The sequence below is a fragment of the Vibrio sp. D417a genome (assembly GCF_030248595.1).
Classification (GTDB): Bacteria; Pseudomonadota; Gammaproteobacteria; order Enterobacterales; family Vibrionaceae; genus Vibrio; species Vibrio alginolyticus.
Genome location: NZ_JAHGAM010000017.1, coordinates 104,566 through 129,523, shown reverse-complemented (window position 1 = coordinate 129,523; position 24,958 = coordinate 104,566). Strand labels below are relative to the sequence as shown.

General features: G+C 44.9%; 23 protein-coding genes. 6 read left to right on the top strand and 17 right to left on the bottom strand.

Translation table 11 applies throughout. The features are described 5' to 3' along the window. Positions 1–26 precede the first annotated feature (26 nt). Together KI742_RS16940 and pomA are read right to left on the bottom strand one after the other, a co-directional pair. The gene (locus KI742_RS16940) at positions 27–974 is read right to left on the bottom strand and encodes a flagellar motor protein MotB (protein ID WP_042521210.1); all 948 of its coding nucleotides are present in this window, start codon (positions 972–974) and stop codon (positions 27–29) included. Positions 975–988: 14 nt separating this feature from the next. Then, positions 989–1,750, bottom strand: coding sequence for a flagellar motor protein PomA (pomA, locus tag KI742_RS16935; protein WP_005381564.1), 762 nt, complete (start codon positions 1,748–1,750; stop codon positions 989–991). 263 nt (positions 1,751–2,013) lie between these two features. On the opposite strand from pomA, the gene xseB reads away from it, so the two are divergent. From xseB to dxs, 3 genes are read left to right on the top strand one after another with little or no spacing between them, the layout of a single operon-like run. Beyond that, positions 2,014–2,256 carry an exodeoxyribonuclease VII small subunit gene (gene xseB / locus KI742_RS16930; RefSeq protein WP_005381566.1) on the top strand — a complete coding sequence of 81 codons (243 nt, stop codon included), beginning with the start codon at positions 2,014–2,016 and terminating at the stop codon, positions 2,254–2,256. 21 nt (positions 2,257–2,277) lie between these two features. After that, positions 2,278–3,162: a (2E,6E)-farnesyl diphosphate synthase gene (ispA, locus tag KI742_RS16925; protein ID WP_005383621.1), complete on the top strand. Its 885-nt coding sequence runs from the start codon at positions 2,278–2,280 to the stop codon at positions 3,160–3,162. Between the two features lie 20 nt (positions 3,163–3,182). Then, entirely contained in the window at positions 3,183–5,048 is a 1,866-nt protein-coding gene (dxs, locus tag KI742_RS16920; protein WP_005383623.1) for a 1-deoxy-D-xylulose-5-phosphate synthase, read from the top strand. Positions 5,049–5,095: 47 nt separating this feature from the next. Here dxs and pgpA read toward each other — a convergent pair whose 3' ends face one another. From pgpA to KI742_RS16850, 14 genes are all read right to left on the bottom strand, one after another. Continuing rightward, positions 5,096–5,602 (bottom strand): phosphatidylglycerophosphatase A, encoded by a 507-nt coding sequence (pgpA, locus tag KI742_RS16915; protein WP_031780838.1) that lies wholly within the window; start codon positions 5,600–5,602, stop codon positions 5,096–5,098. Positions 5,603–5,693: 91 nt separating this feature from the next. After that, a complete protein-coding gene (gene thiL / locus KI742_RS16910) occupies positions 5,694–6,659 on the bottom strand; it encodes a thiamine-phosphate kinase (protein ID WP_005381570.1) in 966 nt (321 codons plus the stop codon). A gap of 78 nt (positions 6,660–6,737) precedes the next feature. Then, entirely contained in the window at positions 6,738–7,205 is a 468-nt protein-coding gene (gene nusB / locus KI742_RS16905) for a transcription antitermination factor NusB (RefSeq protein ID WP_005381571.1), read from the bottom strand. Continuing rightward, positions 7,205–7,675 carry a 6,7-dimethyl-8-ribityllumazine synthase gene (gene ribE, locus KI742_RS16900; RefSeq protein ID WP_005381572.1) on the bottom strand — a complete coding sequence of 157 codons (471 nt, stop codon included), beginning with the start codon at positions 7,673–7,675 and terminating at the stop codon, positions 7,205–7,207. Before ribE ends, nusB begins: the two co-directional genes overlap by 1 nt. Before the next feature lie 169 nt (positions 7,676–7,844). Further along, positions 7,845–8,954 (bottom strand): bifunctional 3,4-dihydroxy-2-butanone-4-phosphate synthase/GTP cyclohydrolase II, encoded by a 1,110-nt coding sequence (gene ribBA, locus KI742_RS16895; protein ID WP_005381573.1) that lies wholly within the window; start codon positions 8,952–8,954, stop codon positions 7,845–7,847. A 173-nt stretch (positions 8,955–9,127) separates the two neighbouring features. After that, positions 9,128–9,781, bottom strand: a complete 654-nt coding sequence (locus KI742_RS16890) for a riboflavin synthase (RefSeq protein ID WP_005383626.1) — start codon at positions 9,779–9,781, stop codon at positions 9,128–9,130. An 8-nt stretch (positions 9,782–9,789) separates the two neighbouring features. Beyond that, complete coding sequence (gene ribD / locus KI742_RS16885) at positions 9,790–10,917, bottom strand: bifunctional diaminohydroxyphosphoribosylaminopyrimidine deaminase/5-amino-6-(5-phosphoribosylamino)uracil reductase RibD (RefSeq protein WP_285385684.1); 1,128 nt, start codon at positions 10,915–10,917, stop codon at positions 9,790–9,792. Positions 10,918–10,924: 7 nt separating this feature from the next. Next, complete coding sequence (nrdR, locus tag KI742_RS16880; RefSeq protein ID WP_005381578.1) at positions 10,925–11,374, bottom strand: transcriptional regulator NrdR; 450 nt, start codon at positions 11,372–11,374, stop codon at positions 10,925–10,927. A gap of 206 nt (positions 11,375–11,580) precedes the next feature. Continuing rightward, positions 11,581–12,831: a glutamate-5-semialdehyde dehydrogenase gene (locus tag KI742_RS16875; protein WP_104978847.1), complete on the bottom strand. Its 1,251-nt coding sequence runs from the start codon at positions 12,829–12,831 to the stop codon at positions 11,581–11,583. A gap of 17 nt (positions 12,832–12,848) precedes the next feature. Continuing rightward, positions 12,849–13,988: a glutamate 5-kinase gene (proB, locus tag KI742_RS16870; RefSeq protein WP_137281755.1), complete on the bottom strand. Its 1,140-nt coding sequence runs from the start codon at positions 13,986–13,988 to the stop codon at positions 12,849–12,851. 121 nt (positions 13,989–14,109) lie between these two features. After that, positions 14,110–14,499: a sigma factor-binding protein Crl gene (gene crl, locus KI742_RS16865; protein ID WP_005381584.1), complete on the bottom strand. Its 390-nt coding sequence runs from the start codon at positions 14,497–14,499 to the stop codon at positions 14,110–14,112. A gap of 115 nt (positions 14,500–14,614) precedes the next feature. Further along, positions 14,615–15,862, bottom strand: coding sequence for an esterase FrsA (frsA, locus tag KI742_RS16860; protein WP_005381586.1), 1,248 nt, complete (start codon positions 15,860–15,862; stop codon positions 14,615–14,617). Between the two features lie 91 nt (positions 15,863–15,953). Further along, positions 15,954–16,418 carry an oxytetracycline resistance phosphoribosyltransferase domain-containing protein Tet(34) gene (gene tet(34) / locus KI742_RS16855; protein WP_005381590.1) on the bottom strand — a complete coding sequence of 155 codons (465 nt, stop codon included), beginning with the start codon at positions 16,416–16,418 and terminating at the stop codon, positions 15,954–15,956. Positions 16,419–16,681: 263 nt separating this feature from the next. Then, complete coding sequence (locus tag KI742_RS16850) at positions 16,682–17,971, bottom strand: NCS2 family permease (RefSeq protein ID WP_005381592.1); 1,290 nt, start codon at positions 17,969–17,971, stop codon at positions 16,682–16,684. 1,024 nt (positions 17,972–18,995) lie between these two features. Here KI742_RS16850 and KI742_RS16845 point away from each other — a divergent pair. Continuing rightward, on the top strand, positions 18,996–20,468 hold the full coding sequence (locus KI742_RS16845) for an aminoacyl-histidine dipeptidase (RefSeq protein ID WP_005381594.1): 1,473 nt from the start codon (positions 18,996–18,998) through the stop codon (positions 20,466–20,468). Positions 20,469–20,532: 64 nt separating this feature from the next. On the opposite strand, the gene KI742_RS16840 is transcribed toward KI742_RS16845, so the two are convergent. Then, a complete protein-coding gene (locus KI742_RS16840; protein ID WP_248487409.1) occupies positions 20,533–21,072 on the bottom strand; it encodes a DUF3332 domain-containing protein in 540 nt (179 codons plus the stop codon). A 330-nt stretch (positions 21,073–21,402) separates the two neighbouring features. Here KI742_RS16840 and KI742_RS16835 point away from each other — a divergent pair, with 330 nt between their 5' ends. Together KI742_RS16835 and KI742_RS16830 are read left to right on the top strand one after the other, a co-directional pair. Further along, the gene (locus tag KI742_RS16835; protein WP_285385688.1) at positions 21,403–22,470 is read left to right on the top strand and encodes a succinylglutamate desuccinylase/aspartoacylase family protein; all 1,068 of its coding nucleotides are present in this window, start codon (positions 21,403–21,405) and stop codon (positions 22,468–22,470) included. A 263-nt stretch (positions 22,471–22,733) separates the two neighbouring features. Continuing rightward, complete coding sequence (locus KI742_RS16830; protein WP_158157274.1) at positions 22,734–24,920, top strand: TonB-dependent receptor domain-containing protein; 2,187 nt, start codon at positions 22,734–22,736, stop codon at positions 24,918–24,920. Positions 24,921–24,958: the final 38 nt, after the last annotated feature.

Here is a 24,958-nt window from a genome sequence, read left to right as displayed (position 1 = left end):
TTTACTGACTTAAAACTAAAGCCTAGTTATTGAATTACTGGCACTTCTTCACTGTAGAGAGGCTCGCCTTGCATAATGCTGATTTCAACCCGTCGGTTAAGCGCACGATTTTCATCAGAATCATTCGGTAGCAAGGGCTCCGTATCCGCCATACCCCGCACTCTCAAACGTTGATGAGAGAAGCCTCTCACTTTCTCCATCTCTTGCGCGACTGATACTGCACGCTGAGAAGAGAGATCCCAGTTAGAACGATAAAGTTCCGAGTCTAGCGGTCGATTGTCTGTATGGCCAGATACTCGAACAATGCCTGGCACGTCTTTTACTAGCTCTGCAATCTGACGAACTAAAGGACGAAACTTAGGCTGCAAGAAGGCCGAACCTTCTGGGAATGCACCTTTTTCACGCATACGTATAACAATCTGCTGACCGAGGTTTTCAACTTCAATGGCGCCTTGTTCAATCTCTCGCTCTAAGGCTTTCTTGATGCTTTCCATCAAGGTTTCCATCTCTTGCGACATCTCTTTAGATTGCTGTTGCTGCATGTCCGCTTCAGCAGATTCATTGTTTTGAGTTGACGTTTCTGGCGATTGCCCACCCGTTAACTTGCCTTCATCACGTTTTGTGCCACCAGCTCGATCAGACTCCCCTTCATGAAATTCGAGCGTCTGCTGAGTGATGTCCATGGTTTGCTGCATGATGACATCAATCGGAGTTGGTTCCGGCCGACCCGGTCGAAACTCTTGGGCAATAATGCTAGTGCCTTTGGGAATGTCTTTCACTTCAAGCTGATTTTGCACACCGAAGGCAAATTTCATTGATCCTGCAATTTGTTTGAACTTCAGTACATCCATCTCAGAAAACGAGAGCAGAAGAACAAAGAAACACATCAGTAGCGACATCAAGTCTGCGAATGTCCCCATCCATAACGGGAGGCCAGGTGGCGGACAATCGCATTTGTTATCTTCATCATCCATCACGACTCTCCAAGTTACTCGTCAATCTCAAGGGCACGTTTACCTTCATTGAGGTAGTTCTTCAAGTAACTATCGATCACTCGTGGGTTTTGGCCATCTTGAATCGCTAATACGCCATCCATGATCAAACGGCGATTTAGCGTTTCTTGGTCACGGCGAAGAGAAAGCTTATCCGCAATAGGGAAAAACACCATATTGGACAGGATCGCGCCATACAATGTGGTCAAGAGTGCAACGGCCATTGCTGGTCCAATCGCTTTAGGGTCATCCATGTTTGAAAGCATCGCAACAAGACCAACCAAGGTGCCAATCATTCCCATCGCAGGAGCAACGTCGCCAAAGGCGCGAAATACGCCAGTCCCTTGCGTATGTCGTTCATCCGTAAGCGCGATGTCTTTTTTGAGTGCCGCTCTCACAACGTCGGCATCATGGCCATCAACCAGTAGATCAATGCCTTTCTGCATGAATGTGTTGTTTATTTCCATCTCTTCAAGAGCAAGAAAACCACCTTTACGCGCCGCGTCGGCCATTTCCACAATTTTTGCGATCAGGTCTTCGGGTTCATCCGCTTTAAACATGAAGGCTTTGCCAGCAATCTTTGTCGCACCAAAAAACTGTCCCATTGTGAACTTCATCAACACGACGAATATTGAGCCACCAACGACAATAAGGATCGACGTGACATCGACAAACATGCCGATGCTGCCACCAAGCACCATCGCCATAATGACGAATGCAAAACCACCAATCAAACCTAATAGGGTTGCTAAATCCACAAAGCACTCCTCACGCTATACTCAAATACTGCCATTGGGCGGATTATTACCTGTATCGACAACTCGCGCAGAATTTTTAGAAAAATCTTAGCTAATGGATCACAAATTACACCTAACAACCTCAACCAAAATATGGGGTTTCACCGCTTAGACTCGTTGAACGCTAATTTTGTGACAATTATATAAGGTTAAATTTGACCAAGTTACTAGGCTAAGGTAACTTTCGTGCATCTTACCCGAGGCTTGATTAAGGCAGAAAAAAGATGGCGGTCAAGAAACCAGAAAACATGACCTTTGAAGCAACCATTGAAGAGCTTGATAGCTTGGTTGATCAATTAGAAAATGGCGATCTTGCTCTAGATGATGCCCTGCGTAAGTTTGAACGAGGCATTGCCTTAGCTCGTGCAGGCCAAACTAAATTAAGCGACGCCGAACAGCGCGTGAGTATTCTTCTTAGTGAAGATGATGAAGCACCACTGAGTGACTTCAAACCAGATTCAGAATAACAATCAGTAGTGAGCAATGTGATGCAACAGACATTGACGTCTTTTCAACAAAGAAACAATCAGCAATTGAATTTGTGGCTCGATCAGCTTCCATATCAAGAGCAGCCATTGATTCAAGCAATGAAATACGGCCTTTTGCTAGGTGGAAAACGCGTTCGCCCTTTTCTTGTTTACATCACAGGTCAAATGCTCGGCTGTAAACCTGAAGACTTAGACACCCCCGCCGCTGCTATCGAATGTATACATGCCTACTCACTCATTCATGATGATCTGCCAGCCATGGACGATGATGAACTGCGTCGAGGTCAACCAACTTGTCATATTAAGTTTGATGAAGCAACCGCAATACTGACAGGTGATGCACTACAAACCCTTGCCTTCACTATTATTGCTGATGGTCAATTAAGCCCGGCGGCAGAAGCTCAACGCATCAATATGATCAAAGCCTTAGCGCATTCCTCTGGTGCCAGCGGCATGTGTGTAGGGCAAGCCTTAGATTTAGGCGCGGAAAATCGCCAAGTTTCTCTTGAAGAAATGGAAGAGATACACCGTAAAAAAACCGGAGCTCTGATTGATTGTGCGGTAAAATTAGGTGCATTAGCTGCTGGTGAGAAAGGTATCGAGGTTCTACCTCACTTGGAGCGCTACTCAAAAGCAATTGGTTTGGCGTTTCAGGTTCAAGACGATATTCTTGATATCATCAGTGACACAGAAACACTGGGTAAGCCTCAAGGTTCCGACCAAGGTCTGAATAAGAGCACTTATCCTTCCCTGCTGGGTTTAGAGGGAGCCATAGAGAAAGCTCACACTCTGTTACAGGAAGCACTTCAAGCATTGGAAGCTATCCCATACAATACTCAGTTACTCGAAGAGTTCGCCCGATATGTCATCGAGCGCAAAAATTAACACTATAAGCGCGCATTTATATGACTCTTGATATTTCAAAGTACCCAACACTGGCGTTAGCAAATACACCGGAAGAATTACGTCTTCTTCCGAAAGAAACATTACCAAATCTGTGTGATGAACTGCGAACGTATCTGCTAAATTCAGTGAGCCAATCTAGCGGACACTTAGCGTCTGGCTTAGGCACCGTGGAGCTAACTGTCGCTCTGCATTATGTTTACAACACCCCTATCGACAAATTGATCTGGGATGTTGGTCATCAGGCTTACCCGCATAAAATCCTCACCGGACGTCGCGATAAAATGCCAACAATTCGCCAAAAGGATGGTCTACACCCTTTCCCTTGGCGTGAAGAAAGTGAATATGACACCTTATCTGTCGGCCACTCTTCGACATCGATTAGTGCAGGTCTTGGCATGGCCATCAGCGCACAAAAAGAAGGTAAAGGTCGCAAAATCGTCAGTGTGATTGGTGATGGCGCAATTACAGCAGGCATGGCATTCGAAGCCATGAACCACGCTGGCGACGTTCATCCTGATATGTTGGTGATTTTGAACGACAACGAAATGTCGATTTCAGAAAACGTCGGCGCCCTGAATAACCACCTTGCGAAAGTACTTTCTGGCAGCTTGTACACTTCTATCCGTGAAGGCGGCAAGAAAGTGCTGTCTGGTGTCCCACCTATTAAAGAGTTGGTTCGCCGTACGGAAGAGCACCTAAAAGGCATGGTAGTGCCTGGTACTCTGTTCGAAGAGTTCGGCTTTAATTACATTGGCCCGATTGATGGACACGACGTCAATGAACTCGTCAAAACGCTGAAAAATATGCGTGAGCTCAAAGGTCCTCAGTTCCTACACATCATGACCAAGAAAGGCAAAGGTTATGAGCCTGCCGAGAAAGATCCTATCGGCTACCATGGTGTTCCTAAATTCGATCCAACGCATAATTGTCTGCCGAAGAGCAGTGGCGGTAAGCCAACTTACTCAAAGATCTTCGGTGACTTTTTATGTGACATGGCGGCCCAAGATCCTAAGCTAATGGCAATTACGCCAGCAATGCGCGAAGGCTCGGGTATGGTGCGTTTCTCAAAAGAGTACCCAGACCAATACTTTGATGTGGCGATTGCTGAGCAGCACGCTGTGACACTGGCAACAGGCATGGCAATTGCGGGCGATCATCCAATCGTTGCTATCTATTCGACTTTCTTGCAACGTGGTTATGACCAGCTGATCCACGATATCGCGATCATGGATTTACCAGTAATGTTTGCGATCGACCGCGCAGGTCTCGTTGGCGCAGATGGTCAAACTCACCAAGGTGCGTTCGATTTGAGCTTTATGCGCTGTATTCCGAACATGGTGATCATGGCGCCAAGTGACGAAAACGAGTGCCGACAAATGCTTTACACTGGCCATAAGCATTCTGGCCCGAGTGCGGTTCGATACCCTCGTGGTAGCGGCATGGGCGTAGAAATCGAAACTGAGTTTACGGCGTTAGAAATCGGTAAAGGGCGCATGGTTCGCCAAGGTGAAAAAGTTGCTATTCTGAACTTTGGTACTTTCTTGGGTAACGCACTAGAAGCTGCAGAATACCTTAACGCCACTGTTGCTGATATGCGCTTTGTGAAGCCGCTCGATGAGGCATTGATTCGTCAACTAGCCGCAGATCATGACGTGCTCGTGACGTTAGAAGAAAATGTTATCGCGGGTGGTGCTGGTGCTGGTGTCGTTGAGTTCATGATGAAAGATAAAATCATTAAACCTGTGTTGAACCTAGGTTTACCAGATGAGTTTATTCATCAGGGAACACAAGATGAACTGCATGAAGAGCTTGGTCTCGATGCAAAAGGAATTGAAAAATCCATCTTGGATTATTTAGCAAAATAGAATGTAAAAAGGGATGCTCATAGCATCCCTTTTTTTACGGTCAACGTTTAATTCATCCAGCCCGCATATTTTGCGACTAGAAACAGGGCAACACCGGCCATAACTCCCGCCACGATATCATCAACCATAATACCCAGCCCACCGTGAACTCGCTTATCTAGCCACCCAATTGGCCAAGGTTTTACCATATCGAAAAAACGGAATAAGATGAAGCCAGTGATCAACCACTTCCATTCAGTGAGTGGAATATTCAGTGCAGGTACAATGCTCATCGTAATCCAAAAGCCTGCAAACTCATCCCATACGATTGAACCATGATCATGAACTTTCATGTCTGCAGACGTCACTTGGCATATTTGAATGCCGATCACACACGAAATCAGAACAACAATGACATACGCCGTAAATGGTAATTGTGCCAACAACAAAAAGAAAGGCACGGCCGCCAGTGTGCCCATTGTTCCAGGGATAAACGGGGATAATCCACTGCCAAAACCCGTCGCCAATAGATGCCACGGGTTCTTTAATGAAATCAGAGAAAGAGGGTTGGTCATATCCTTAAACCTATACTGCTAGTTTGGTTTCAATCGTCATGCCTGCGAGTTACTCAATAGTAACAGGCTCTTGGCTAGAGCTTAGCTCAGATCATTTAAAGTGGTCGAAGCCACTTAAGTCCCAATCAAGTGGTTGATTGTTATCATGCAGCTCGAAGGTTCCATTTGGTCGGATTTGACCAATACATGTGACCTTACAGCCAGTATGAGACAAAGCGCTTTGTAACGAGCCTCGATTTTGCTCCGGCACGGTAAAACACAACTCGTATTCTTCGCCACTTGCTAAAGCATACTGCTGCGCGCTGATCTTATCATCTAAAAACTGGACTAATTCTGAAGAGATCGGTAGCTGAGAGACATCAATACTCACCCCAACCTGAGATCGCTGTAAAATGTGCTTAATATCAGAGATTAAACCATCTGAAATATCTATCGCAGAAGAGGCTAAGCCAACAAGAGCTTGTCCAGCAAGCACACGCGGAGAACTAAGGTAATGAGCTCGCTCTAGTGCTTCCGCGCCGGCTCTGCTGCGCAGAGAGTCATCTAGAATCACATCCAAGCCAGCTTTTGCATCGCCAAGGTTTCCCGTCACATACACCCAATCCCCAGGCTTTGCGCCGGATCGCGTGAGCGCTTTGTCTTCAGGTACAAAACCTTGCACCGTGAGTGTCAGACACAATGGCCCTTTGGTGGTATCACCGCCTATTAACTGAATACCATAGTAATCAGCCAGTTCGAAAAATGCATCACAGAAAGGAGCAAGCCATTCTTCATCTGGCTCAGGCATCGTTAATGCAAAGCTCACCCACGCAGGCGTTGCGCCCATCGCCGCCAAATCACTGATGTTAGAAGCCAATGCTTTGTGTGCGACCCATGCTGGGTTCGCGTCGGCTAAGAAATGCGTTCCAGCTACCAATGTATCCGTGCTAATCGCAATCTGAACATTAGCTGGCGCTTTGACCAAAGCACAATCATCACCAGCGGCTAGATGGACATCTTTACGTTGGCTCTGACGACCGACGAAGTACTTGTCTATCAGATTAAATTCACCAGACATAATTCACTTACTTTTTGATGTAAAAGCTTTTGATACAAAAAAGGTCAGCATGTGCTGACCTTTTCATTGAAGAAATCGTTATTTCTTACGAATGTGAGGTGCTGCTTTATCAAGTACACCATTCACAAACTTGTGGCTATCTTCTGCTGCGAAAACTTTTGCAAGTTCAATCGCTTCATTGATAACAACTTTGTAAGGAACATCTTCGCGACGAGTCATCTCGTACATAGCAAGGCGAAGAAGAGCAAGTTCCATCATATCTAAATCCTGCATAGGACGAGAGATGTATGGACGAATTTTGCTATCTAGCTCAGCGTGGCTAAGTACAACACCGCTTAATAGTTCACGGAAGTAAGCTACGTCTGTCTCTGGAGCAGCAAGCGCTGGCTCAGATGCATGAAGTTCTTCTTCATCGTATTTGTCGCCAGACAAAAACTGTTCTTCAATCTTGGCAACATTCTCTTTAGTAATTTGCCATGAGTAGATCGCCTGTAGAGCGAATTGACGTGCGTTACGACGTGCGGCTGGTTTCACACTGGCCCCCATTAGGAATCAATTTCAGATAGTACATTAATCATTTCAAGTGCGCTTAGTGCAGCCTCTGCACCTTTATTACCAGCCTTGGTTCCTGCGCGTTCAATCGCTTGATCGATCGTATCAACAGTCAAAACACCAAATGCTACTGGAATGCTGAATTCCATAGACACTTGTGCTAGACCTTTGTTCATTTCACTACAAACATAGTCAAAGTGAGGCGTTCCACCGCGAATAACAGACCCTAGAGAAACAATAGCGTCGAATTTGCCAGTTTTAGCAACACGCTGAGCTACTAGAGGTAGTTCTACGGCACCTGGACAACGCACAACCGTGATGTTGTCTTCGCTTACTTGTCCGTGACGCTTTAGTGTATCGATCGCACCAGAAAGTAGGCTTTCGTTAATAAAACTGTTGAAACGAGAAATAACGATAGCAATTTTTGCATTTGGCGCTGGGAAGCCACCCTCGATCACTTTCATAAGCTTTCCTTTAACTCTATTTATAAGTGAAATATGTTCATCAAGTGAGAATCGCCGGATTCTAGCACAAATTTGTGAGCAATATCTAATGGAAATTGGAGGCAAATCACCGGTTCCTAGCCATTGACGAGTTAAGCACGTCAAAGACTAGGAACTTATTGTTCGGTTGTTACTCGCAGACGTACTCAACAACGTTCAGACCAAAACCACCTAACGCGTGGTACTTTTTGTTGGTCGATGACAGAAGGCGCATATCATGTACACCGAGATCCGCAAGAATCTGTGAACCAACGCCAACACGGCGAGACGTGCCTTGTTTTTTAGCAAGCGTTGGGGCTTCACCTTTGTCTTGCGCTTCGAACATCTTCACGCGATGAATAAGTAGATCGGTCGATTCTTCATGGCCAAGAACAACCAGCACACCGCCTTCTTCACCAATGCGTTTCATTGCCTTATCTAGTGTCCAGCTGCGCTCTGCATTACGATCGCTACGTAGTAAGTCGGTAAAAACGTCTTGAAGATGAACGCGAACCAGTGGCGCTTTTTCTTTCAAATCGCCCTTGCACATTGCGTAGTGCACTTGGTTATCAATGGTGTCTTTGTACGTGACTAACGTGAACTCGCCAAACTCTGTCGGTAACTTGCACTCTGCCACACGTTCAATCGTTGTCTCAGTGTTATTGCGGTACTCTATTAGGTCGGCAATAGTGCCCAATTTAATACCGTGCTTCTCTGCAAAGATCTCTAGATCTGGGCGACGAGCCATCGTGCCGTCGTCATTTAAGATCTCAACAATCACCGATGCTGGCTCTAAACCAGCAAGACGAGCCAAATCACAGCCAGCTTCAGTGTGACCTGCACGAGTCAGTACACCGCCGTCTTGAGCTGCGAGAGGGAAGATGTGACCAGGCTGCACCAAATCCGCAGCTTTAGCGTTTGGCGCGACTGCTGCTTGAACGGTACGTGCGCGATCTGCGGCTGAAATACCCGTCGTTACCCCTTCTGCTGCCTCAATCGAAACAGTAAAGTTGGTGGTGTATTGCGCATTATTGTCTTGCACCATTGGTGGCAGACCTAGACTTTCGCAACGATCTTTGGTCATGGTTAAACAAATCAGGCCACGGCCATAGGTTGCCATAAAGTTGATGGCTTCCGGCGTAATATGCTCGGCAGCCATGATCAAGTCACCTTCATTCTCGCGGTCTTCATCATCCATTAGAATGACCATTTTGCCTGCGCGAATATCATCAATAATTTCTTGTGGCGTACTGATTGGCATAGTCTGTTATCCCGTTATTCTAAATTTGTTATTGCGACAGCAATGAAAAATTACGTTGCAGTGAATGCTAGTTAGGTCAATAGTTTGAGCTTTGCATCAAGCAAGTCAATGAATCTCGCGGTGTTCTGTGAGTCTGCTCTTTATCGCATGCCTCACGCAGCCACTCCCAAGACTTATGCAAAACCGTTTTGCTGTAAAAAGTCCATCGTGATACGAGACTCGGCCTTATCTTCTTGTTGTCCTTGCAGTAAACGCTCCATATAACGCGCAAGTACATCAACTTCTAAGTTGACTTTGCGCCCCACTTGAAACTGGTCAATCGTAGTTTCTTCACTCGTATGAGGAACGATCGTCAGCTTAAAAGCATTTTTACGTAAGTCGTTGACGGTTAGGCTAATACCATCAACAGTAATCGAGCCTTTCTCTGCAACGTACTTGCTAATTTCCGCAGGCATTGCAACCCAAAACTCTATCGCACGGCCAACTGAATTGCGTTCGACAATTTCACCAACCCCATCGACATGGCCAGAAACGATATGTCCACCCAATCGCGTTGTTGGCAACATGGCTTTTTCTAGATTCACCTTATCGCCTACTTGGTAATCAGCAAACCCAGTTTTCTTCAAGGTTTCTAATGACAGATCAGCACTGTAATAGTGGCTTCCGAAGTCAACTACCGTTAAGCAAACACCATTGGTCGCAATGCTATCGCCTAACTTAACGTCTGACATATCAAGCGTACCCGTTTCAACCGTGACGGTGATGTCTTCGCCCTTCGGCGTAATCGCAGCTAACTTGCCAACTGCTTCTACTATTCCTGTAAACATACTATTTCTTATCTAATTTCATTGCGTTTTATGGTGGCGGTGATGCGAATGTCTACCCCAACCATACGAACGTCTGTAATGTTTAAATCTATGACGTCAGCCATAGCGCTTAACCCTAAAGCACCGATAAGCCCCCGACCATCGCTGCCCATGAGTTTTGGCGCAAGGTAAACAATGAGCTCATCTACAAGGTTAGCCTTTATCATCGCACTCGCTAGCGTAGCTCCAGCTTCAACCCATAAGTGATTGATATGGTGCTCATCAGAGATACGTTTTAATGTCGTTGATAAGTCAATTTGGTCAGCGCTGTCCAATAGAGGGATACAGTCTCCATCAGAGCGAACAATAACTCGCTCTCCATCGGTATGGAACAGCTTGAGCGCATCAGTTAAATGGTTCTGACGATCTAAGATTACACGTACTGGTTGACGAAGCTCTTCTTGTAAATACTGCGCTTGAACACTATTAGGTAAGTCATCCCAGCGCACGTTGAGTGATGCATTGTCATCAATCACCGTTTTGCTAGTAGAAAGAATGCCACCACTCATTGCTCGATAACGCTGCACATCTTGGCGGGCCGCTGGGGAGGTGATCCATTGGCTCTGACCATTATTGAGTGCGCTTTGCCCATCCAAACTGGCTGCCATTTTTAATTGAACAAACGGCATGCCTGTGCGCATGTACTTTATAAAACCAGGGTTAAGGGCAAGGGCATCTTGCTCTAACAAGCCGATTTGTACTTCAATTCCGGCATCACGTAACATCTGGATGCCGCGACCTGCAACTTTCGGGTTTGGGTCTACCATGGCGCAAACCACACGTGCCACTTTGGCTTTAATCAGCCCTTCGGCACATGGCGGTGTACGGCCGTAATGAGAGCAAGGTTCTAGCGTCACATAAGCGGTTGCACCAGCTGCTTTTTCACCCGCCATGCGCATCGCGTGCACTTCGGCATGCGGCTCACCAGCACGATGGTGATAGCCTTCACCGACAATTTCTTCATCACGAACGATGACACACCCTACATTTGGATTAGGGGCGGTGGTGTAAATGCCACGTTTCGCTAACTTAATAGCTCGTGACATCATGGCGAAATCTAAATCAGAAAACGCTCTTTCAGGAGTGTGTTGAGTCATGAGCTACTCAGTCTTCTAGGCGGGCAATCTCTTCGCCAAATTCGCGAATATCTTCAAAGCTGCGGTAAACGGAAGCGAAACGAATGTAAGCCACCTTATCGAGCTCTTTGAGCTGGTCCATGACTAAATTACCAATCATTTCACTCGGAACCTCTCGCTCACCCGTCGCACGCAGTTGTGATTTGATCATACTGATCGCTAACTCTATAGAATCGGCACTCACTGGGCGTTTCTCTAAAGCGCGTTGAATACCGCCAACCATTTTATCTTCATCAAATGGTTCACGGTTGCCATTCGATTTGATCACTTTAGGCATCACTAACTCTGCGCTTTCAAACGTAGTGAAACGCTCGCTACACGCCAAGCACTGACGGCGACGTCGAACTTGATGGCCATCAGCCACTAAGCGGGAATCAATAACTTTGGTATCGTTCTCGGAACAAAAAGGACAATGCATATCACCTCCATATCTATACCAAAATAACCTCATGAGCAATCACGGATAACCACGCGTTCATGGTTATACGGACTCTATTAAAGCTATTTGGGTATAACGCTTTCAAACCGAAATAAAAGCTCATGTAGTGTAGCGGAATTGGTATGTTAGACAAAACAAAAAGGGGCGCAAAGGCCCCTTTTTCACTCAAGATCTCGTCGAATGTGTTAACTGCGTGCTAAGTAGTTCGCTTTACCAACCCACTTGTAGCTAGTTAGCTCTTCTAAGCCCATCGGACCGCGTGCATGTAGCTTTTGCGTAGATACTGCGACTTCTGCACCAAGGCCAAATTGCGCACCGTCTGTAAAGCGCGTTGAAGCATTCACATAAACCGCCGCCGAACCGACAGAATTGATGAACAGTTCTGAGTTTTCCAAACTATTGGTCATGATCGCATCTGAGTGGCTCGCGTTATGGACACGCATATGATCAATGGCATCTTTCACATCAGACACAACTTTTACACCAAGAGTGTAGCTCAACCATTCAGTATCAAAGTCACCTTCAACAGCATCGCGAATTTGTGTTGCTTGAGCCATCAGTGCTTTTGCCTTAGGCTCTGTCACGAAGGTCACTTTATCGTTCATGCGCTCTACGATCATTGGTAGGAATTGCGCTGCAATTTTTTCATGCACGAGCAGCGTATCTAATGAGTTACACGCAGATGGACGTTGAACTTTAGAGTTTTCAACCACATTCAGGGATTTCTCTAGATCAGCGGATTCGTCGACAAAGATATGGCTGATACCAAAGCCACCAATAATCACCGGAATCGTGCTGTTTTCTTTACACATTTTGTGTAGGCCAGCACCACCGCGTGGAATGATCATGTCGACGTAATCGTCCAACTTAAGCAATTGAGAAACAAGCTCACGATCTGGTTTTTCAATGTACTGCACAGAAGCGGCTGGAAGGTTCGCCTTTGCGAGCGCAGACTGAATAACCTTCACTAATTCCATATTCGAGAAAAAGGTCTCTTTGCCACCACGTAAAATGCTTGCGTTGCCGGTTTTCAAGCACAACGCTGCGATATCAATGGTTACGTTTGGACGCGCTTCATAAATTACGCCTACGACACCAAGCGGCACGCGACGACGAGACAGTGACATCCCATTTTCCAGTACCTTACTGTCTATTTCGCTGCCTACAGGATCGTTCAAGCTAATGACGTTGCGAACATCATTCGCAATTGCAGTCAATCGTTCTTCATTAAGCAAAAGGCGATCGAGCAGCGCATCGGTTAAACCCGCTTCACGGCCAAGTTCGATGTCTTTAGCGTTTGCCGCCAAAATAGCAGCGGAGTTTGCTTCTAGCTCATCAGCGATGATGGCTAATGCTTGGTTCTTTTGCGCAGTTGACGCTGTCGCTAATTCGAAAGCTGCATCTTTAGCAGCTTTACCCATATTCGTTAAATCCACTTTGCTTCCCTCTAATTCTATTCCTGAATGACGACCAAATCATCGCGGTGAATCACCTCAGAGCCATAATCATGACCCAAAATAGAGATGATATCTTTACTGTGCTTACCAGTAATTTTAGTTAGGTCATCACTTGAGTAGGCGCTGATGCCACGAGCCACCAACTTACCGTGAGTGTTTGTTACACGCGCCACTTCGCCTCGTGCGAAGTCACCACTAACTTTGATGACCCCTTTAGCAAGTAGGCTACTGCCCTTGCCGACCACAGCATTGACTGCACCATCATCAATAACGATGTCGCCCGATGCCGCAGGTCCCGCTAGAATCCAGCGTTTACGATTCTCTAAGGCTTCAGCGCAAGGTAGGAAGCGCGTGCCCTGAGGTTCAGCACTTAAAGAGTCAAAGATAACATTCGGCGCACTACCAGCAGCAATAATAACCTCTATACCTGCGCGGCGAGCGATGTCTGCGGCTTGCAGCTTCGTTGCCATACCACCAGTACCCAATGTTGTACCGCTTCCACCTGCGATTTTACGCAGCGTATCGTCGATGGTTTTTACTTCCTTGATAAGCTCTGCGTTCGGATCTTTACGAGGGTCAGCAGTAAACAGACCTTTTTGGTCAGTTAAAAGCAAGAGCTTATCTGCACCACATAAAATGCCTACCAAAGCGGAAAGGTTGTCGTTATCGCCAACTTTAATCTCGCTAGTCGCAACGGCATCATTTTCGTTTACGATAGGAACAATATCGTTCGCAACGAGCGCATTAATAGTGTCGCGCGCGTTAAGGAATCGCTCACGATCTTCTAAATCGGCACGGGTTAGTAGCATTTGGCCGATCTTGATACCATAAATACCAAACAAAGACTCCCATGTTTGAATCAAGCGACTCTGCCCCACCGCGGCAAGTAACTGCTTACTCGCCATCTCGTTGGGCAATGCGGGGTAACCAAGATGCTCACGGCCTGCTGCAATCGCACCAGACGAAACCATTACGATTGAATGGCCTTGTTTTTTAAGCTCAGCACACTGGCGTGCTAACTCAACCATGTGTGCACGGTCGAGTGCCAGAGTGCCGCCTGTCAGCACACTTGTACCCAGTTTCACAACGACAGTTTGTGGTTGTGAAACAACTGCATTTTGTTGATTCGTTGTCATGATGTCTTCTGAAGTGAAAAACAAATAAAGAGAGGATGTTTTAACAATCAAATAGGGAATTAACAAGAGAAAAGGTGCGTTTTCGCACCTTTTTGTTTGGTATTAAATGAAAACAACCAAATTAAGCGAAATCGAAAGACTCCGTGTGATATTCGACTTCTAATTTGAAGTGTTCTTCTAAAGTATCAACCAGCTTTTGATGGAATGTGCTCTGCGTGAGATACACTTCCTCTACTACTTTTTTGGGAAGGGCTTCAGATACCCATTGCCCTTCTTTGTTGTACTTGCCAATATGATATTTAGCAGTAAAGCCTCCCTCGATGGATTCCAAATCCATCCACCAGCCCCAAAATTCACGCTTCTCAGGCGATTTTTTGTCGTCTACACATACAGATAAACAATCAAAATAATAGCGCCCTTCTTGCGATTGTGGTTCGCGCAGGTAAGGCCCTATCGCCTTCAACTTTGACATCAAGCGAAAGTGAGTCGGGCCCTGAGTCGTCTCTGACATATGAATCTCCGTTTTCATAGTTAAAAGTAAACACCCAAGAATGATTATTATTTTTAATTATCATGAGCTTATTTTTTGCTCAGATATATCACTCTTAACTAATTTAGGAGAATTGTCACCCTAATAATTCATCTTCTAGCCACTTTATGGCTAAATCGAGGGATTGCTCATATCCTTTTGTAATTGTTTTGGAACTGATTTTTTTTGCTCTACCATACTGGCTAAATAGAGCAACAAGTTGATTATCACTGTGTGGCGACACTGGATCGCCTTCAAGACTCAAAGCCAAAATAGGCACTTTGGTTTTTCGACTGCTCAGGAAGCCCTGAACCTTCAATGACCACGCCATCATCTGACCAGCCATGCTATTAATATCAACCGCATTTTTCCCCAAACGGGAAGCCAAAAGATCTAAATACATCTTCGGCATTTTTTGTAACTTCTGAGGGGAAGTAAAAATATCATGTACGGGTGCGCCTAGAGCGACACAAGCTTTGATCTTTTCCTGCTCGACAAAAGAGAGTCTGATCATTGCATTACCACCAAAACGAAACCCAACTAACCCCACTTTGTGATGATCAACCCAAGGTAGCGAGTAAAGCTCATTCAATACCGCTTGATGTAGGCAACTTGAATTCTCGGTCAAGGGCCAATGAGAGCTATGCCCTACCGAAGGCATGTCCACGGTTAACATCGCAATATCTCGCGGTGCAAGACGATTACGGAACAAACGCCACATGTCGGTTTGTAGGGTATCCAAACCAGCGCTCACCATTACCACAGGCAACTGTTTATCCGTTCTTGGTAAATGGAGGTTCGCGATGATTTTGCGATTTTGGTAAGGCACTTCAATTTGCTTGATGGTGTACTTAGTTTTTTCTGCGCCGTCAGAATACGCTTTGTTTGCCAGAACTTGAGCTTGCGATGCCAAGTTGTCATTTTTTAAATGTGGGTAGCCTGCAATACTAAAACACAAAGAAGCAGTGAAGAGTTCATCCGCTGCCTCTTCTCCTTGCATTTCATTTGCTCGCTTCTGATGATCCATACCAAGCTTGATCCACTCAAATGTCCAGTTACCACTGTGATAACCCATTACAGTGTCTAACCAATCATCATTGGTTCGCGAGTGAGAAGATGAAGCAATTTTGGACAGTACGCCTTCCATTTCGATCGGAGACAATCCTTGCCAAGCCCATTGCAAGCGACGCAAATGACGATACCAAGCACGATCACCTTGCGCTTCTCGTTCATCAAGTATTTTTTTACTGGTCGGCATGTACTGGGTAAGCGCGGAGGTTTCTTTTGCTTGCTTATGTTTCACGAACAAAGTTTCGGAAAGATTTTTACTGACGTCTTCAGACATAGGAAGAACCCTAGGCTATTAGCATGATTTAATATCATAATAAAAAAAATGCCCCTATAAAGGGGCATTTCTCAATATTCTTTAACCGCGTTTATTTTTGCTTGCGGTTTACTGGCTCAGCATACTGGATTGACATATCCCAAGGCTGCTCGATCCAAGTGTCTTGAGCAATATCTACAACGTAATCATCCAGCAGCTCTTTGCCTGATGGTTTCGCACACACAGCGATCATTTTCGCTTTTGGATACATCTCACGTAGTTTGCGCGCTGTATCACCACTGTCTACTAGGTCTTCAACGATTAGGTAACCTTCGCCATCACCTTCAGGTGCTTTTAGTACCGTCATATCGCGCTGATGATCATGGTCGTAGCTTGAAATACAGATTGTATCAACGTAACGAATACCCAGTTCACGAGCCAAAATAGCGCCAGGAACCAAACCGCCGCGGCTTACCGCCCAAATTCCTTTCCATTGCTCAGCTGGCATTTGTTTTTCAGCCAGTTCACGGCAGTAAGTCTGCATTGCATCCCAAGTGATAATGAATTTTTTACTCATTGTAATAACCTAATAATTTGAAAATATGCATCCTCAAAATCTAGCGAAGTCACTCAAAAGCGGAATGCTCACTAACTTCTCCAAAATGTTTGGAGACGAGGATTTCAAGCTGCGCAAACGATTATTCTACCGAAACACACCGCTAATACCAACGGTGATATCAAAATTCTCTGCCTATTCCGCAGAAAAACCGTCTTCTGTGAACAACGTAAAAAAGAAAAAGCCAGCGTGAATAAATCCACACTGGCTTTTTGCTCGAGAAATTAACCGACGAGGTATTTAACGATGAAGATGGCTGACATCACCCATACACTCATCGACACTTCACGGCCCTTGCCGCTAAATAATTTGATCGCCGCGTATGCGATAAAGCCTAACGTGATACCTTCTGCAATCGAGAATGTTAGCGGCATCACCAAACAAGTCACAACAACTGGCGACGCTTCAGTTAAGTCACGCCAATCAATGCTTACTAGCCCAGACAGCATCAAGATCGCCACATAGAATAGCGCACCTGACGTTGCATAAGCAGGGATCATACCCGCAAGTGGTGAGAACAATAGAGCAAGTAGGAACAGTACACCAACAACCACGGCTGTTAGACCAGTACGCCCACCCGCAGCCACACCAGAAACGCTTTCAATATAAGATGTCGTGTTAGAGGTACCAAGTAATGCACCTACTGACGTTGCTGTTGAGTCTGCAAGTAACGCTTTGTTTAAACGAGGGATGTTGCCATTCTCATCAGTTAGACCTGCTTTTTGAGAAACGCCAACGAGCGTACCTGCGGTGTCAAATAAATCGACAAATAGGAAAGCAAATACGACGGAAATCATGCCTACTTCAAACAAACCAGAGAAATCCAGTTGCATGAAAGTTGGCGCAATGCTTGGTGGCGTTGACATAATACCGCCCCACTGCACATCACCAAATAGAAGACCAAGCGCTGTAACGCCAAGAATGGCGATCATCACCGCACCTTTCACACCACGGTGAACCAGTGCAATCGTAAGAAAGAAGCCAATCGCGGCCAATACAGATGGCAATGATGTGATCTCTCCCATAGAAACTAATGTCGCTGGGTTATCAACGACGATACCTGCATTTTTTAATGCGATAAACGCTAAGAAAAGACCAATACCAGCTGAAATACCTGTTCGTAGAGAATGCGGTATCGAGTTAATAATCCACTCACGGATCTTAAATACGCTTAAAAGAATGAACAGAAGGCCAGAAACAAATACAGCCGCCAACGCAACTTGCCACGTATAACCCATTCCCAATACAACAGAGTAAGTAAAAAATGCGTTCAGGCCCATTCCTGGTGCCTGTGCGATTGGGTAATTGGCAACAAATCCCATGATAAAACAGCCGATTGCGGCAGCAAGACAAGTCGCGACAAAAATGGCACCACGGTCCATACCGGTATCCGACAGGATCGCTGGGTTTACAAAAATAATGTAAGCCATAGTTAGGAAGGTCGTAACACCTGCAATGATCTCAGTACGCACATTTGTGCCATTTTCACTGAGTTTAAAAAGCCTCTCGAGCATGATCGAATCCTGTAAAGGTAAAAAAGTAAACGGTTGCGTAATCGATTGGCGGGAATTATAAAGTTATCAAATAGCAAATTCTAGATAGAATCTTCACTCTAATGCGTTTTTTTTCTTTGGATATGAAACACATTCTCTAACCTATCAAAGTAGGCAAAGGAATATATTCTTACAAAACAATAGGTAACCTAGATAACACAGTTCCCTAAAAGAGAATAAAAACTGAGCAATGTACTAAACTTTCAGATGAAAAAGGCCCATTTTTAACATGGTATCTAACAGATTTGATGGAAAAGTCGATAAAACCGAAGAATGGGGAATAGAAGAAGGCTTTGATGGCAATAAGTGAGTCAGGAAGAGAAAATAGAGATAAAAAAACGCCACCCAATTTGGGTGGCGGTGAATCATGTCAGCACTATCACTGAAAAAAAATTCCAATTTATAGGGGTGAACAAACTGTTCGAGTCACATGCGTTGACTTCACTTAGTAGCCAAAGCTTGTTGGGTATACAAAGTTACCGGTGTAAACAGACTTGCTATTCCAGAACATTGTACTTGGTAAACCTTTCATAACTATCACCTTTTAAATCAATTAAACATTCGTTGATTTCTCGGTTCCTTGGAGGCGATAAAACGGACTCATCCTTTGAGCATTTCATTCTTCTCTCAGAAGCTGGTTACAAATATACCACCAAGAAATTTAATTACAAGCATTTTAGTGATTGGAATCACAAAAAATACATAAATTGACCTTTATCAAAGTTTATATGTAATTAAATTACAATTTTATGAATTAAAAAATAAAGCCACTTTCAGAATGTATGATAGAGAACACATAGTGCTTGTTATTGTATTCACAAACTGTGACAGTTCTGAGAGAAATCCTTGTGATCGCGACTACTCGTACTCCTTATCTGGTGGTATGCTAACGGCAATTTGAAGGCCAAATCGTCTAGCATTTAATGCTACCTTGACAATATTTTTACGGTATATATTTGGCAAAGCACATCAAAAGGAGTCCTCCGTGTCTGAGTTCCATTCTGAGATCAGTACCTTATCACCTGCTCCACTTTGGCAGTTTTTCGATAAGATTTGTTCTATCCCTCATCCATCGAAACATGAAGAAGCATTAGCACAGTACATTATCAACTGGGCAACAGAGCAAGGCTTTGACGTTCGCCGTGATCCAACCGGTAACGTGTTCATCAAAAAGCCCGCGACACCAGGAATGGAAAATAAGAAGGCTGTTGTACTTCAAGCACACATCGACATGGTGCCGCAGAAAAACGAAGACACTGAACACGACTTCACCAAAGATCCAATCCAACCTTACATCGATGGCGAATGGGTAACTGCGAAAGGCACGACGCTTGGTGCAGATAACGGTATTGGTATGGCTTCTTGCCTTGCTGTATTGGCATCTAAAGATATTAAGCACGGTCCACTCGAAGTTCTGCTGACGATTGATGAAGAAGCAGGCATGACTGGCGCATTTGGCCTTGAAGCTGGTTGGTTAGAGGGTGAGATTCTTCTAAATACAGACTCTGAGCAAGAAGGCGAAGTCTACATGGGTTGTGCAGGTGGCGTTGATGGCACCATGACTTTCGATATTTCTCGAGAATCAACGCCTGCAGGTTTTGTAACACGCCAACTGACGCTGAAAGGCCTAAAAGGTGGTCACTCAGGTTGTGACATTCACACAGGTCGCGGTAATGCCAACAAATTACTTGGTCGTTTCCTTGCCGGTCATGCTCAAGAGCTTGATTTACGTTTAGTCGAATTCCGTGGTGGTAGCTTACGTAATGCAATCCCTCGCGAAGCGTTTGTTACTGTCGCGCTTCCTGTCGAAAACCAAGACAAACTTGCTGAGCTGTTCAACCACTACACTGAGCTGCTTAAAACTGAATTGGGTAAAATCGAAACAGGTATCGTAACCTTTAATGAAGCGATCACGACTGACGCGCAAGTATTTTCAATCGCCGATCAGCAACGATTCATTGCGGCACTTAACGCTTGTCCAAACGGCGTAATCCGTATGAGTGATGAGGTGGAAGGCGTTGTTGAAACTTCTCTAAACGTTGGTGTGATCAGCACAGAAGAAAATAAAGTCACCGTGCTTTGCTTGATTCGTTCTCTCATTGACTCTGGCCGTAGCCAAGTGGAAAGCATGCTGCGCTCGATTACTGAGCTAGCAGGCGCACAAATTCAGTTCTCAGGCGCTTACCCTGGCTGGAAGCCAGATGCAGATTCCGAGATCATGGCAATTTTCCGTGATATGTATGAAGGCATTTACGGTCATAAGCCGAACATCATGGTCATCCATGCTGGTCTTGAGTGTGGCCTATTTAAAGAACCATACCCACACATGGATATGGTTTCTTTCGGTCCAACAATAAAATTCCCTCACTCTCCAGATGAGAAAGTGAAGATTGATACTGTTCAGTTGTACTGGGATCAGATGGTCGCGCTTTTAGAAGCGATTCCAGAGAAAGCATAATTCAATCACGAAAAACGACAAAGGGTGCCATACGGCACCCTTTTTTTGGTTTAGTTGAACCCAACTACACACGGTTTTGCGCGTAAGCGGCTAATTCATCCATTGAGGTTTGTGCAACAACTTCACCATCAATGTAGTAAGTAACAAACTCACCATCGCGTACACCCAAGAGTGTCGCCTTTTCACCGTTACTGTAAGTAATATCCATTTGAACAGTGTTCTCATCGATTTGCTGCATTCGCCCCTGCTCAATGACACGGTTATCCGCTAATGGTGCAATTGGTGCCGTCGTTAACGATTTATCTAACTGGTGATTGACATCAATGTAAGTATCTACCTTTGTATCGAAGATATGTGGCTTACCATTTAACGGGTTCTTACCCGTCCAAAATTCTAGAGAGTTAAACACGATATAATCCGCTGCGATCGCGACACCATAAACAGGCGCTAAAAGCATATTTAGGCCACCTCGAGCGTAACGGTTGTCAACAGCTTTCAAGTTAAACCCCATGACATAACCTGTCACGGCATTACTACCTACGCAACCTGAAAGTGAAACTGCTACCGCAGTCAATGCACCAATTTTAGCAATTGCCTTTTTCATCAAAACCTCTAGTTAGAAAGTGTGAAACCTCAAATTCGGCGCGGATATTATCGGATAAAAAGTAGGGTTAAAAGTCCGTTTTTTTGTCCTCCATGAACAGTATTATTTTTAATACAGTCACATTTTTTAAGGCTATTATTGCGCTCTCTTCTCTATGGCTTGTTATGTATTAAACTGATAGAAAAGATCATATTGAAAACAAAAACTTCACACATACCAAAATTTCACGCATGACGATTAAAGTAATTTGTCGTGTCCTTAATGAGAATGATTAGTGCGATTTTGCAGCAATTGTTACATTGCTGATGACGCATTTGACAGAGATGGTTTATGGCCAGAAGTAAAAAAAGCAAAGTGTTTGAGCTCTTAGGACATCAAATACAACCAGGACAACGATTAGAGATCGAATTTGAAGCAGCGAAGCTATATACACATTCGCCTTTATCTATTCCTGTGGAAATCATCCATGGGAAACAAGAAGGACCAGTGTTAATGGTGAATGCCGCTATCCATGGTGATGAGCTTAATGGCGTAGAAATCGTTCGTCAGATCATTAACCAACTGGAACCACAAAAACTGAAAGGCACTGTCATTGCAGTACCTATCGTTAACGTTTTTGGTTTCATCCATAAATCTCGTTACTTGCCCGACCGACGAGATCTCAACCGTTGCTTTCCTGGCAGTGAAAAAGGCGCACTTGCATCTCGTATGGCACACGGGTTCTTTAACAACATTGCCAAGCGTTGTGACTACATTTTGGATCTACACACAGGGGCAATTCATCGCACGAACTTGCCACAGATTCGCGCAAACTTAAGCAACCCAGAAACTCTACGTATTGCTCAAGCATTTTCGACGCCAGTGATTGTTGATTCAGCATTGCGTGATGGCTCTTTACGCAGTGAAGCAGAAAAATGCGATATTCCAGTGCTCACCTACGAAGCTGGCGAAGCATTGCGTTTTGATCCACTTTCGATAAGCGCTGGTGTACTCGGGGTTCGGCGCGTAATGCAAGCCATTGGTATGTTGCGTGCGAGCAGGAAAAAGCTGCCTGAGCCTATCATAGCGAAGTCCACCAGCTGGGTTCGCGCGTCAGGTAACGGCATTTTGCGTACTGTCGTTAATCTGGGAGACAAAGTAGAACAGGGGGAAACGCTCGCTTATATTAGCTCTCCTCTTGGTCATGATGAGATAGAACTAAAAGCCCCGAAGCGTGGTTTGGTTATCGGTCAACAAACATTACCATTGGTGAACGAAGGCGATGCAATTTTCCACCTTGCCTATTTTAACCAAGGTGATAATGCTTTAGAGCAAGCAGTCGAAAGCTATATTGAAGGCCTCACTGAATTCGATGCCGAGCCGCTGACCACCGGACAGATACCGTTAGAAACTCAGTAATTCCTACCAAGTAGGCGCCTGATTAGCTCAAAAGGGGCAACAGTGCTCGCACTATCTTGTTTAAAACCAATAAGCTCAGCGTCCATGATGCTGGGCTTTTTGTTTTATGTACGCTAACGATACTTATCGTAGTTTCCACGAATGGATAAAAAACTTTACAATCCGTCGCAAAAACACATTTGATAATTAATCTCATTATCATTTATTAATCGTAATAATGTTCTTATAATCCCAGCTTCATAAAAACACTATAAATCATCAATATGAAACGATTAAAAAGTCATCCATTCAAAGTAAATCTCATTTCACTGGCTTTGCTCTTCCCTCTTTATTCATATGCCGAGACAGCGCCAAATGAAGAGCTTGAAGTCATAGGCGTTCGTTATGCCAAACCTATTACCATTGCTGAGCCTGCGCAAACCACCATTAATTGGTCAGAGATTGAAGAGCAACAGTACTCTAATTTTGCCTCAATGATCGATGCCGTTCCCGGTGCATCAATAGATGGTGGCGGTCGTTCTGGTGGCGAACGTATTAACATTCGTGGTTTTGATGATCCAAGCGATATCGCCGTCTTTGTCGATGGCGCTCCAATTGGCTTTCAACAATACCGCTACGGTACCTTCTTTTTTGATCCGTTCTTAATTGGCGAAGCAGAAATTATCAAGGGCGCGCACGACTATCGAGCACTCAACGGGAAGTTTGGTGGCTCCATTCGCATTAAAACCAAAAGTGTCGATGATCTCCTGTACGGCGAAAGAAACTTTGGTGCCCGCATCTCAAGTGCATACAACACCAACGGCGATGAGAACGCCTACACGCTAACACTCTATGGTAAAAACGATACTGGTTTTTATTTTCTAGCGAATGGCTCGGTAAAAGATTCTGATGACATTAAAGTCGGAGGTGGTGAAACGCTGGATTACTCAGGTTATGAGCAAGAAAACATGCTCGTAAAGGTCGGTTATGAAAATAACGATCACGAGTTTGAAATTAGCCACACTCGCTACAAAGATGAAGGTCGTAAACCTTGGGCTAACCGCCGCGGAAAAATGCCTAACATCACCGAATACAATATCAAGAAATACGGCTCATTAGAAAAAGCCCAATACGCTTACACCGTCGATAACAAATACACGGACAACACCACGACCATCTCTTACCACTACATGCCGACTAACCCGTATATTGATTTCAATATCAAAATGGCACGTTCCGAAAACGATCGTCATTGGGTTCGCCCTGACGTAGCATTCGAGAAAATGTTCGTTTCTGTTGGCAGTTACGGTCATGAGTCATGGCTGAGTTACGAGCGTGATTACGTTGATGTGTTTAACCAAGCGCAATTCGGAGACCACACTCTAGTCACTGGGCTTCAATATCAAAAAACCGATAGAGACTCGTTAGTATTCAACGCATCATACGACAGTAATGAAGCGAAAAACTACGGTTGGTACACCCCTTACTACGAACCATCTGGCACGCAGTCAATTTATGCCGCTTACATTGCTGATCACTATCAAGCAACAGACCGCCTAACAATCACACCTTCTCTGCGTTACGAATACATCAAGAGTGAAGGAAAAGGGAACGCAGCGCCGGATTATAATGATCCAGCTGCCGGACATAACTACGGTGAAACGACGCATAAAGGCTTTAGCCCACGTTTGGATATCGACTTTGATGCGAGCAATAATACGCGTTTAAACGCCTCCTACGCCTACGCTTTAAAAGCACCAACCGTTGATAACATCTACTCAGTGCAATATGCGCGAGCTACCGCTACGGCTACTGCTTTGAATCTGGACGTGTCTCGTATCCATGCTTATCAAGCAAGCGTTATCAACTTAACGGAAGGGCTGGTGAACTCTCGCGATAACCTCGCAACAGAGTTAACTATGTTCTATAACGATGTTAGCGACACAGTTGATATACGAACGGGCGAAAACCTCGACAAAAATACTACTGAGTTACAAAGCTGGAATACAAACCTAGATGGCTTTAAAAACTATGGCTTTGAGCTAATTTCACAATACCGGATTGAAGATTTCTACAGTAATTTCTCAGCAAGTTACATTCGCGGCAAAAACAAAGGTAGCCTATCTGACTCTACAGGTTCAGATGATGATCATCCTGATGTACCGCCATTAAACATTAATCTGGGTTTAGGTTACGAATGGATTCCTGGTTTACGTGCGGGCTGGGAAGTCCGTTGGTATGATGCGCAAACCAAAACCAAGGCAAGCGGTAACAATTTAAAAGTGAAATCGCCAAGTGAGCAATACACGCTACAAAACGCTTACGTGGTTTGGGAAATACAACAAGTCGAAGGCTTGAGCGTTGGCGCGGTTGTGAAAAACTTAACCGATCGTTACTACGAAGCATACCTATCTAATGGCGTGCCTTCGCCTGGTCGCGAAGTCAAACTGCACCTCACTTATCAATACTAACCATACCTAAAAGATGCAGGGCAGACATTAACTGCCCT